Origin of the sequence: Anaeromicrobium sediminis (assembly GCF_002270055.1) — a bacterium.
In the GTDB taxonomy this organism is placed as follows: Bacteria; Bacillota; Clostridia; order Peptostreptococcales; family Thermotaleaceae; genus Anaeromicrobium; species Anaeromicrobium sediminis.
On record NZ_NIBG01000002.1, the window covers coordinates 345705 to 357782 of the forward strand.

Annotated in this window: 10 protein-coding genes and 1 other RNA gene; all 11 read left to right on the forward strand. The window is 34.4% G+C overall.

From position 1 onward, the window contains the following. Positions 1-24: 24 nt before the first annotated feature. The 11 genes from gap to ssrA all read left to right on the forward strand — a co-directional run bounded on the left by gap (position 25) and on the right by ssrA (position 11588). A complete protein-coding gene (gap, locus tag CCE28_RS04505; RefSeq protein WP_095131377.1) occupies positions 25-1038 on the forward strand; it encodes a type I glyceraldehyde-3-phosphate dehydrogenase in 1014 nt (337 codons plus the stop codon). A gap of 265 nt (positions 1039-1303) precedes the next feature. Next, the gene (locus CCE28_RS04510; protein WP_278277522.1) at positions 1304-2500 is read left to right on the forward strand and encodes a phosphoglycerate kinase; all 1197 of its coding nucleotides are present in this window, start codon (positions 1304-1306) and stop codon (positions 2498-2500) included. A 30-nt stretch (positions 2501-2530) separates the two neighbouring features. Next, positions 2531-3277, forward strand: coding sequence for a triose-phosphate isomerase (gene tpiA, locus CCE28_RS04515; RefSeq protein ID WP_095131381.1), 747 nt, complete (start codon positions 2531-2533; stop codon positions 3275-3277). 33 nt (positions 3278-3310) lie between these two features. Then, on the forward strand, positions 3311-4603 hold the full coding sequence (gene eno / locus CCE28_RS04520; RefSeq protein ID WP_095131383.1) for a phosphopyruvate hydratase: 1293 nt from the start codon (positions 3311-3313) through the stop codon (positions 4601-4603). Positions 4604-4835: 232 nt separating this feature from the next. Then, on the forward strand, positions 4836-5069 hold the full coding sequence (gene secG / locus CCE28_RS04525; RefSeq protein ID WP_095131385.1) for a preprotein translocase subunit SecG: 234 nt from the start codon (positions 4836-4838) through the stop codon (positions 5067-5069). A gap of 39 nt (positions 5070-5108) precedes the next feature. Then, a complete protein-coding gene (locus CCE28_RS04530) occupies positions 5109-7094 on the forward strand; it encodes a sodium-translocating pyrophosphatase (RefSeq protein ID WP_095131387.1) in 1986 nt (661 codons plus the stop codon). Between the two features lie 224 nt (positions 7095-7318). Further along, on the forward strand, positions 7319-7588 hold the full coding sequence (locus CCE28_RS22905; RefSeq protein ID WP_095131475.1) for a DUF1294 domain-containing protein: 270 nt from the start codon (positions 7319-7321) through the stop codon (positions 7586-7588). A gap of 74 nt (positions 7589-7662) precedes the next feature. Continuing rightward, entirely contained in the window at positions 7663-9798 is a 2136-nt protein-coding gene (gene rnr / locus CCE28_RS04540) for a ribonuclease R (RefSeq protein WP_095131389.1), read from the forward strand. 70 nt (positions 9799-9868) lie between these two features. Beyond that, a complete protein-coding gene (locus CCE28_RS04545) occupies positions 9869-10690 on the forward strand; it encodes a Cof-type HAD-IIB family hydrolase (RefSeq protein ID WP_095131391.1) in 822 nt (273 codons plus the stop codon). A gap of 65 nt (positions 10691-10755) precedes the next feature. Next, the gene (gene smpB, locus CCE28_RS04550) at positions 10756-11223 is read left to right on the forward strand and encodes an SsrA-binding protein SmpB (RefSeq protein WP_095131393.1); all 468 of its coding nucleotides are present in this window, start codon (positions 10756-10758) and stop codon (positions 11221-11223) included. A gap of 28 nt (positions 11224-11251) precedes the next feature. Then, positions 11252-11588: a transfer-messenger RNA gene (gene ssrA / locus CCE28_RS04555) on the forward strand. The last annotated feature ends 490 nt before the right edge of the window (positions 11589-12078 follow it).

A 12078-nucleotide genomic window follows, 5' to 3' on the forward strand; every position in this document is an offset into this window, starting at 1 on the left:
TTAGAAAATTTAAGGAGGATTAACATGACTGTAAAAGTTGCTATTAACGGTTTTGGAAGAATTGGAAGAAATGCATTTAAAATTGCTATGGAGAGAGCAGACAAGAAATTTGAGGTAGTTGCTATAAACGATTTAACTGATGCTAAGACATTAGCTCACTTATTAAAGTATGACAGTTGTTTTGGAAAGTTTGATTCAAGTGTAGAAGTTAAAGAAGGAGCTATCGTAGTAGATGGTAAAGAAATTAAGATCTTCGCTGAAAGAGATCCTGAAAACTTACCTTGGGGAGAACTAGGAATAGACATCGTAGTTGAATCTACTGGATTCTTCAGAGAAAAAGCTAAAGCTGAAAAGCACATTAAAGCTGGAGCTAAGAAAGTAATCATTTCTGCACCTGCTAAGAACGAAGATGTTACTGTAGTATTAGGAGTTAACGAAGGAGACTACAATCCTGAGACAGATCACGTTATCTCAAATGCATCTTGTACTACTAACTGCTTAGCACCATTTGCTAAAATAATAGATGAAAACTTTGGAATCAAAACTGGATTAATGACTACAGTTCATGCTTATACTAATGATCAAAATACATTAGATGCACCGCATGCTGACTTAAGAAGAGCAAGAGCTGCTGCTGAGTCTATTATCCCAACAACTACTGGAGCTGCTGCAGCAGTTGCATTAGTATTACCTCAATTAAAGGGTAAATTAAACGGAATGGCTATGAGAGTTCCAACTCCTACAGTTTCTGTTGTAGATTTAGTAGTTGAATTAGAAAAAGAAACTACTGCTGAAGAAATTAACGCTAAGTTAAAGGCAGCTGCTGAAGGTCCATTAAAGGGAATCTTAGGATTCAGCGAAGAGCCTTTAGTATCTATTGACTATAGAAAAGATTCAAGATCTTCAATCGTAGATGGATTATCAACTATGGTTATGGAAGGAAAACTTGCTAAAATCGTATCTTGGTATGACAATGAGTGGGGATACTCTACAAGAGTAGTAGACTTAATCAGCTACCTAATCGAAAGAGGTCTTTAAGAAATATAAGGAGTCCAATTCCTAGGTTGAATTGGACTCTATATAATATAGATTTATTAATTGTAAACTACTTTTATACAAATTGATTTTAGAAAAATATATGGAATTGGTGACTGATTACAGATGGCAAAAAGAAATTTAGAATATGCTATTTACCATAATTAGTCACGAAAGTTGTTGATTTACATCCAAAATATAGTATACAATTAAGTGTGTAGAGCTAGTTTTAATGCTAAATCTATAGCTTCAAATATATTACATAGAGGTGAACGAATTGCTAAAAAAAACTATAGAAGATATCCAAGTTAATGGTAAAAAAGTTTTAGTAAGATGTGATTTTAATGTACCTATGGACGAAAACAAGAATATCACTGATGATATTAGAATTAAAGGTGCATTACCAACTATTAAATACTTAGTTGAAAATAAGGCTAAGGTTATTTTAATGTCTCACTTAGGTAGACCAAAGGGAGAACCTAAAAAGGAATTCAGTCTTGAGCCAGTGGCTATGAGATTAGCTGAATTATTAGGTCAAGAAGTAACTTTTGCTTCTGATGATGTGGTAGTTGGAGAAAGTGCTAAGAAAGCAACTTCTGAAATGAAAGAGGGCGACGTTGTATTACTTGAAAATGTTCGTTTCAGAAAGGACACTAAGAATGACCCTGAGTATGCTAAAGAATTAGCATCTCTAGCTGACGTGTTTGTAAATGATGCATTCGGAACTGCACATAGAGCTCACTCTTCTACAGCAGGAGTAGCTGACTATTTACCAGCTGTAGCAGGATACCTAATAGAAAAAGAAGTAAAGATTATGGGAGATGCACTATCTACTCCACAAAGACCTTTCGTTTCTATCTTAGGTGGAGCTAAGGTAAGTGATAAAATAGGAGTAATCCAAAACTTAATTGAAAAGGTAGATGCATTAATCATCGGTGGAGGAATGGCATTTACTTTCTTAAAGGCTAAAGGATATGAAGTAGGAACTTCATTACTTGAAGCTGATAAAATAGATTTAGCTAAAGAATTAATGGCTAAGGCTGAAGAAAAGGGAGTAAAGATGTTACTACCTGTAGACGTAGTTGTGGCTAAAGAATTCAAAGCTGATGCTGAGCATAAGACAGTTGCAGATGACAATATGCCAACAGATATGATGGGATTAGATGTTGGACCTGAGTCAGTAGCTTTATTCTCAGATGCAATTAAGAATGCTAAGACTGTTGTATGGAACGGACCAATGGGAGTATTTGAAATGCCTGCATTTGCAGTAGGAACTAAAGATGTGGCAAAGGCTGTTGCAGAATGCGCGGGAACTACTATTATAGGTGGTGGAGATAGTGCTGCTGCAGTTGAACAATTAGGATATGCTGATAAGATGACACATATATCAACTGGTGGTGGAGCATCTTTAGAATTCTTAGAAGGAAAAGAACTTCCAGGAATTGCAGCACTTGAAGATAAGTAAGACTACATAAGTTTGCAGGAGGGGAAAATGATGAGAAAACCAATAATAGCTGGAAACTGGAAAATGCACAAGACTATTGGTGAAGCAGTAGATTTTGTAAATGGTATTAAAGACCAAGTTAAGGATTCTACAGTAGATGTGGTAATTTGTGCACCAGCTCTTTTATTACCAGCATTAAAGGAAGCTACAAAGGGAACTAATATTAATGTGGCTGCACAAAATATGCACTGGGAAGAAAAGGGTGCATTTACTGGTGAAATATCTCCAATAATGTTAAAAGACTTAGGAGTTGAGTACTGCGTACTTGGACACTCTGAAAGAAGACAATACTTTAATGAAACAGATGAAACTGTAAACAAAAAAGTATTATCTGCTTTATCTCATGGAATTTTACCAATCATGTGTATTGGAGAAACTCTAGAAGATAGAGAAGAAGGAAAAACTAATGATGTAGTTAATGCACAAGTAATCGCAGGTCTTGAAAATGTATCTGCTGATGACATTGAAAAGGTAGTATTAGCTTATGAGCCTATTTGGGCTATTGGAACAGGTAAAACTGCAACTCCAGAACAAGCTAACGAAGTTATTGCTGAAATTAGAAACACATTAGTTAAATTATATGGACAAGAAAAAGCAGACAAAGTAAGAATTCAGTATGGTGGAAGCGTGAAGCCTGCAAATGTATCTGAAATCATGTCTCAATCAGACATTGATGGTGCATTAGTAGGAGGAGCAAGCTTAAAGACTGATGATTTTGTAGCTTTAGTAAAATATTAATATTAACTTTATTACCGAAAGGAGACTTATAATATGTCAACTACTATAGTAGAAATATACGGAAGAGAAGTATTAGATTCAAGAGGTAACCCAACAGTAGAGGTAGAAGTATACTTAGAAGACGGAACTATGGGATCTGCTATCGTTCCATCTGGAGCTTCAACAGGAGCTTTCGAAGCTGTTGAATTAAGAGACGGAGACAAGGGTAGATTTTTAGGTAAAGGTGTAGAAAAGGCAGTAGATAACGTAAACGAAATTATCGCTGAAGAAATCGTAGGAATGGATGCTTTAGATCAAATCGGAATCGACATGACTATGATCGAATTAGATGGAACTAAGAACAAAGGTAAATTAGGAGCTAACGCAATCCTAGGAGTTTCTATGGCAGTAGCTAAGGCTGCAGCTAGATCTTTAGAAATGCCTTTATTCCAATACTTAGGAGGAGTAAACGCTAAGACTTTACCAACTCCAATGATGAACATCTTAAATGGTGGAGAGCATGCTGATAACAACGTTGATATCCAAGAATTCATGGTTATGCCAGTGGGAGCTGAAACATTTAAAGAAGCATTAAGAATGGGTGCTGAAGTATTCCATAACTTAAAGACTGTACTTAAGTCTAAGGGACTTAACACTGCTGTAGGTGACGAAGGTGGATTCGCTCCAAACTTAACTTCAAATGCAGCAGCATTAGAGGTAATCATTGAAGCTATTAAAAAAGCTGGATATGAGCCAGGAAAAGACATAATGCTTGCACTTGACGTAGCTGCTACTGAATTATACAACAAAGAAAAGGGTGTATATGAGTTAAAAGGAGAAGGTGTAGTTAGAACTTCTGAAGAAATGGTTGAATTCTATGCTGACTTAGTAGAAAGATTCCCTATCATATCTATTGAAGATGGATTAGATGAAGAAGATTGGGATGGATGGAAGTTAATGACTGATAAGTTAGGAAAGAAGATCCAAATCGTTGGAGATGACTTATTCGTTACTAACACTGAAAGATTATCTAGAGGTATTGAAGCAAGAACTGCTAACTCTATCTTAATCAAGTTAAACCAAATCGGTTCAATTACAGAGACTTTAGATGCTATACAAATGGCTAACAGAGCTGGATATACTGCTGTAGTATCTCACAGATCTGGAGAAAGTGAAGACTCAACTATAGCTGATTTTGCTGTTGCAGTAAATGCAGGACAAATCAAGACTGGTGCTCCATCAAGAACTGATAGAGTTGCTAAGTACAACCAATTATTAAGAATTGAAGACTTATTAGATGCTACTTCTAAGTACGCTGGAAGAGATGCATTCTTTAACTTAAGATAATTAGTATAACTTTTACAGATTTTAGTAATAATAAAAGGGTAATGGAAGTTACCCTTTTATTTTTTTACAAAATAAAATTAGATGGTACGTTAATGGAAAAATATCTATAAATTCCTAAAAATAGGAACAAATGCAGAAAAACAAAGGGTTCTATAAACATAGAATAATGTTGATTTTACTAAGTTCCTGTGTTAAAATAGGTATGTTGATGATGCGAGGGGGTGTAATACTAATGAAGACTTTCTTTATGGTTATCCAGGTATTGGCAAGTTTAGTGCTTATAGCTAGTATCTTATTACAATCTGGAAAAAGCGCAGGTTTATCAGGTTCTATAACTGGTGGAGCTGAGCAATTAATGGGAAAGAAAAGAGGACGAGGACTAGAAGATACTTTAAGTAAAATTACTTCTATCGGTGCTTGTGCTTTTATAATTACATCTATAGTATTAGTTTACTTGCAAAAGTAGATCAAACAATTGACGTATATTGAGGGAGGTAAATAACAAATGAATATGGTTGTTATTGCACCATTAGTTGGTGTAGTGGCTTTAATTTTTGCGTTTATGTTAACGTCAAGAATTAATAGCGTTGATGTAGGGACAGACAGAATGAAAGAAATCTCTACATACATACAGGAAGGTTCTATGGCTTTCTTAACAAGAGAGTACAAAACATTAGTAATCTTCGCTGGAGTTTTAGCTGTAGTGTTAGCATTTGGAATCAATATGTTAACTGCAGTATGTTTCTTAATAGGAGCAACATTCTCTGCTTTAGCAGGATTTGCAGGAATGAAGGTTGCTACTAAAGCAAACGTAAGAACTGCAAATGCAGCAAGAGAAAGTGGTATGAACAAGGCATTATCTGTAGCATTCAGTGGTGGTGCTGTAATGGGTATGTCTGTTGTTGGTTTAGGATTACTAGGAATAGGAGCTTTATATTATACAATTGGAGATCCTGAAGTAATCACTGGATTTGGACTAGGAGCTTCTTCTATCGCATTATTTGCACGTGTTGGTGGAGGTATCTACACTAAGGCTGCAGACGTTGGAGCTGACTTAGTTGGTAAGGTAGAAGCAGGAATCCCTGAAGATGATCCAAGAAACCCTGCAGTTATCGCTGATAACGTTGGAGACAACGTTGGAGACGTGGCTGGTATGGGAGCTGACTTATTTGAGTCATATGTAGGTTCTATCATATCTGCAATCACATTAGGTTTAGTTGCAGTAGGACCAGAAGGAGCAGTTTTCCCATTAGCATTAGCAGCATTAGGAATTATAGCATCTATTATAGGTACTACTTTTGTTAAAGGTGGAGACGGAAACACTAACCCAGCTCATGCATTAGAAAGAGGAACTTACGTAAGTGGTGCTCTTGTAGTGGCTGGAACATTCTTCTTAAGTAACTCTTTAATCGGAGACTTAAGAGCATTTGCAGCAGTAGTTGCAGGATTAATTGCTGGTATTATAATTGGTAAGATTACAGAGGTTTACACTTCTGGAGATTATGCATCAGTTAAGAAGATTGCTTCGCAATCTGAAACAGGATCAGCTACAACTATTATTAGTGGTTTAGCAGTAGGTATGTACTCAACTGCATGGCCAGTATTAGTTATCTCAGTTGGTATTTTAGTAGCATTTAAATTCTTTGGATTATACGGTATTGCATTAGCAGCAGTAGGTATGTTATCAACAGCTGGTATTACGGTTGCAGTTGATGCTTATGGACCTATCGCTGATAACGCTGGTGGTATTGCAGAAATGTCAGAACTACCAGGTGAAGTAAGAGAAATTACTGACAAGCTAGATGCAGTAGGAAACACTACAGCTGCTATGGGTAAAGGATTCGCTATCGGATCTGCTGCTTTAACTGCACTTGCATTATTTGCATCTTACTCACAAGCTGTTAACTTAGAAATGATCGATATATTACAACCAACAGTTGTTGTTGGATTATTAATTGGTGGTATGTTACCATTCTTATTCTCTGCTATGACTATGGAATCAGTTGGTAAGGCTGCATTCGAAATGATCGAAGAGGTAAGAAGACAATTTAGAGAAATCCCAGGAGTTATGGAAGGTAAAGCTACTCCAGATTACGCTAGATGCGTAGACATCAGTACTGGATCTGCTTTAAAAGAAATGATGGTTCCAGGAGTTATGGCAGTACTTGCACCAATTGTTACAGGTATTATATTAGGACCTGAAGCATTAGGTGGATTATTAGCTGGAGCTCTAGCATCAGGAGTATTACTTGCTATCATGATGGCAAACGCTGGTGGAGCTTGGGATAACGCTAAGAAGTACATTGAAGAAGGACACCACGGTGGAAAAGGAAGCGACGCTCACAAGGCTGCTGTAGTTGGAGATACTGTTGGAGATCCATTCAAAGATACATCAGGACCATCTATCAACATCTTAATCAAGCTTATGACTATCGTATCATTAGTATTCGCACCATTATTCATGAAGTTTGGTGGATTAATTACGTTTTAATTAAACTATTAAGAGAGTGTATTTTATACACTCTCTTTTTTAATGCATATATTCATTTCCTGGGAAACATTGATTAGCAATATAAGGTATAATTTCCAAAAAGATGTACATAATATAATATTCTTTAAAAGAAGTGTGATATAATACTAATGTTATTCTGAAAAAATAGGAACAATAAATTATGTTTCTTTACAATATAGAAGGTGATTAAGATGGAATTTAATATGAAAAATGTCATAATTTTATATTTATTGTCCATAAATATTTTGGCATTTTTAATAATGGGTATAGATAAACATAAGGCAAAGAAAAATAAATGGAGGATACAAGAAAAAACATTATTTATATATAGTCTAATTGGAGGGGTATATGGTATCTTTTTGGGAATGAAAATTTTTCATCACAAAACGAGAAAGAAAAAATTTAGTATAGGAATTCCTTTTATTTTAATAATTAATGTTCTTTGCATAATTTACCTTATTAAGATTTCGTAGATGATACCTAAAAAGAAGATTAACTGGAAAAAATAAAATACATATACTATTATTAGATAGTTGCAGGAAATGGAGTGAATAAATTGATTACTAAATCAGATATTATAGAAAAAATGAGAGAAGATGATTATTCAGCAAAGTCGGAACACGAATTAGTAGAAATATTTAATATAGGAAATGAAGACGTTGGACACTTTTTTACTATGCTTGATGAAATGAAGGCAAAGGGTCAAATAATCAAAGTTAAAAAGAATAAATATACGATTCCAGAGAAGAAAAATCTATTAGTCGGAAAAATTCAAATGGGAAATCGTGGATTCGGATTCTTAGTATTAGAAAATAGGGATGACGCATTCATATCTGCTGATGACATGAATGGGGCCATGAATAATGACCTAGTACTGTGTAGACCTATTAAGAAGAAAAAGGAAGGTAAGAGAGAAGAAGCGGAAGTTTTAGAAATATTAGAAAGGGCTAACACGGAAATAGTAGGTATATTTGAAAGTAGTAAAAACTTTGGTTTTGTAGTTCCAGATGATAAAAGGATTAGAAAGGATATCTATATTCCAAAGGGACTTACTAACGGTGCTAAAGATGGAGATAAGGTAGTTATAGAAATTACTAGATGGCCTGGAGAAAGAAGAAATCCAGAAGGAAGAGTAACGGAGATATTAGGTCATAAGGATGATGTGGGAACAGATATAGTATCTGTTATAAGGCAGTTTAAATTACCACAAGAATTCCCTAAGAACGTATTAGAGGAAGCAGATAAAGTTCCTCAAGAAGTAAGTGAAGAGCATATTAAGGGAAGACGTGACCTAAGAAATGAAAAGATAATAACTATAGATGGAGCAGATGCAAAGGATTTAGATGATGCCGTATGCGTAAAGAAATTAGATAATGGTAACTACTTACTTGGAGTTCATATAGCAGATGTTACCCATTATGTAACAGAACATACCAAAATGAATAAGGAAGCTCTAAAAAGAGGTACTAGTGTGTACTTAGTAGATAGGGTTATACCTATGCTTCCTAAGAGATTATCTAATGGTATTTGTAGTTTAAATCCAAAGGTTAATAGATTAACTCTATCTGTTAATATGGAAATAAACAAGGATGGTAAAGTAGTAAATCATGAAGTATATGAAAGTGTAATTAAAACTTGTGAAAGAATGACTTACACAGACGTATCAGATATATTAGAGCATGAAGATGCAGAACTTATGAAAAAATATGATTATCTATTAGATGATTTTAAAAATATGGAACAATTAGCCAAGATACTTAGACATAGACGTGATGTTAGAGGAAGTATAGATTTTGATTTTGATGAGTCTAAAATAATACTTGATGAAGCGGGTAAGCCTGTGGAAATTAGAAAGGCAGAAAGAAGAACAGCAAATAGAATCATAGAAGAATTCATGCTAGTATGTAATGAAACTGTGGCTGAGAACTTCTATTGGACAGAAACTCCATTTGTCTATAGAATCCATGAGGAGCCAGATTTAGAAAAGATTGAAAGCTTTAATAAATTTATTCATAACTTTGGATATCACCTAAAGGGGATTACTAATGAAATCCATCCTCGTTCTCTACAGGACTTACTTGGTAAGATAGATGGAAAGAAGGAAGAGAGAATTATAAATACTCTCATGTTAAGATCCCTTAAAAAGGCTAGATATGCTCATACCAATAGTGGACACTTTGGTTTAGCGGCAACAAACTATTGTCACTTCACATCTCCTATAAGAAGATATCCAGATTTAATGATACACAGAATCATTAAGGAATTCTTACATGGAAAGTTAGATTCTAAGAGAATTAAAGCATTAAAATCCATAGTTCAAGAAGTATCAGATATATCTTCAGAAAGGGAAAAAGTTGCAGTTGAAGCGGAAAGAGAAACGGATGATTTAAAGAAAGCAGAATATATGTTACAATTTATTGGTCAAGAGTTTGAAGGTATCATAAGTAGTGTAGTATCATTTGGTATGTTTATTGAATTAGAAAATACTGTGGAAGGTCTAATAAGAGTTGCCGAAATGGACGATGATTATTATGTATATGATGAAGACAATCTAGCTTTCATAGGTGAGAGAACTAAGAAAATCTATAGAATAGGTGACACGGTTAGAATAAAAGTTGATAAGGTAGATATAGAAAGACGTGAAGTTGATTTTAAATTACTGAAGGAAAAAAATAATAAATAAATAATCTAGTGGGAAATTTATTTCCCACTTTAAATATTACACAATAGATAAAGGAAAGAGGGAAATTAGTATGTACAAACTTGTAGTAAGTGACATGGATGGAACATTATTAAACTCTAATCATGAAGTAACAGAGGAAAACAAAGTAGCATTAAAAGAAGCAATAGATAAGAATGTACGTGTGGCCATAGCTACAGGTAGAATATATACATCAGCTAAGGTATATGGAAAAAACCTAGGATTACTAACTCCAATTATAGCTTGTAATGGAGCAATAGTTAGGGACATGGCAACGGATGAAATATTATACGAAAATCACCTGGAAAAGGAAGATGTATTAAAAGTAATAGAAGTAGCTAGAAAACATGGGGTATATTATCATTATTATACGGCTGATAAATTCTACACAGAAGAATTAGTATATAGTTCTCTTAAGTATTCTGAATGGAATGATGAGCAAAAGGAAGAAGACAGAATAGACATTATAATAGTAGAAGATGGTTATGAATGTGCTAAAAATCTAGAAGAGCATATTTATAAAGTTCAATTAATAAGTGAAGATAGTGAGCTTATGGAAAAGGTAAGAAAAGAATTAGATGACATGCCAACAGTAGAATGTTGTAAGTCATGGTACAACAACTTAGAAGTTATGAATAGGGGTGTATCTAAGGCAAGTGCCATTATGCAATTGGCTAAATTATATAATGTGGATAAGGAAGAAATTATTTGCTTTGGTGATAATGAAAATGATATTACTATGCTTAGATATGTAGGCAAAGGAGTTGCCATGGATAATGCAGATGATTATGTAAAAGAACATGCAGATTATATTACAAAATCAAATGATGAAAGTGGAGTAGCTCACGGAATACGAAAATTTGTTCTTAACTAATTTGACAAGGTGCAGAATTTATGTTATTATTAGATTCGATTACCAGTAGTGAAGTAGGTGTTTAAATGGGATCTGGAAAATTAGTAGCAAGTAATAAAAAAGCAAGACATGAGTATTTTATAGAAGAAACCTTTGAAGCAGGAATTGTTTTAAAGGGAACGGAAGTAAAATCCATAAGACTTGGAAAAATTAATTTAAAAGAAGCTTTCGCAAGGATTGAGAATGGTGAAGTATTCATATATGGAATGAATATAAGTCCTTATGAAAAGGGAAACATATACAATGTTGATCCTATGAGAACAAGAAAACTACTTTTAAACAAAAAAGAGATTACAAAACTTATTGGTTATACTGCTCAACATGGATTAACATTAGTTCCATTAAAAGCATATATAACTGCTAAGGGTTTAATAAAAATAGAAATTGGAGTAGCTAAAGGTAAAAAGCTACATGATAAGAGACAAGATATAGCTAAAAAGGATGCACAACGTCGAATACAAAAAGAACTAAGAAATAGACAAAAGTCTTATTAAAGACTTTTGTTCCCATACATGGGGGCGTACAGGTTTCGACGGGGGTCTGAATCTTATAGCAGCGAGTGGAGGTTTTTCCTTGGGGTCCGCCTTAAAAAACTGGGGATATAAATATAAACGCAAACGAAAATTACGCATTAGCAGCTTAATATAGTTGCTTGTTCACCCTAGAGACCCACGATCTAGGCTTGAACATCATTTAAGTGGGGAACTACTTTTAGGGGTTGCCTTGACCTATTAGTTGATTAACTGGGGCTGGTAGAGATAAAAGCCTGTCATTGGGCGCTTTGATCTACGAGATTTAAAACAATGACTGCACTCGGAGAAACTATTTTTGCAGGGCTTTCGGACGTGGGTTCGATTCAAAAAGAGTCGCCCTATGAAGTGATTCATAGGTGAAAATCTGGCTTTATCGGTGAAGGCTAAGGTATAAAGATATGCTAAGCTAATACCGAGGGGTATGTGAAGAAATTCAACAGCTCCTTATCGACTCATAGGCTGCTAAGTCATTAGATAAGCAGTACTAGGATGGAAGATACAAACTAAACTAAGCTTCCATAACACGCCGGAGGACTTCAATGAAGTTCATGATATAGTCAGTACTATAAGGAAACTTATGGAGCATATGTCCCACCGCCTCCACCAATAAATACAACCGTATTGGATTATCCAATACGGTTTTTTAGTGTTCAGAAATATAATTTATTTCATAGAATTCTTTTTTTTATTTTAATGCCTCATCTGAAGATCTCCCTTTTCTAGGAGTAAATGATTCATATTTATTAAGAATTAATTGTGCCCTTTTCCTTTTAGATTCAATTACTAAATAAGGTTCTATATATTTTATAAATTTAA

Bases quoted from the DNA above. Each gene is read 5' to 3' on its own strand.
- gap (WP_095131377.1), top strand. From the start codon at position 25: ATGACTGTAAAAGTTGCTATTAACGGTTTTGGAAGAATTGGAAGAAAT.
- CCE28_RS04530 (WP_095131387.1), top strand. From the start codon at position 5,109: ATGAATATGGTTGTTATTGCACCATTAGTTGGTGTAGTGGCTTTAATT.
- eno (WP_095131383.1), top strand. From the start codon at position 3,311: ATGTCAACTACTATAGTAGAAATATACGGAAGAGAAGTATTAGATTCA.
- tpiA (WP_095131381.1), top strand. From the start codon at position 2,531: ATGAGAAAACCAATAATAGCTGGAAACTGGAAAATGCACAAGACTATT.
- CCE28_RS04545 (WP_095131391.1), top strand. From the start codon at position 9,869: ATGTACAAACTTGTAGTAAGTGACATGGATGGAACATTATTAAACTCT.
- CCE28_RS22905 (WP_095131475.1), top strand. From the start codon at position 7,319: ATGAAAAATGTCATAATTTTATATTTATTGTCCATAAATATTTTGGCA.
- secG (WP_095131385.1), top strand. From the start codon at position 4,836: ATGAAGACTTTCTTTATGGTTATCCAGGTATTGGCAAGTTTAGTGCTT.
- smpB (WP_095131393.1), top strand. From the start codon at position 10,756: ATGGGATCTGGAAAATTAGTAGCAAGTAATAAAAAAGCAAGACATGAG.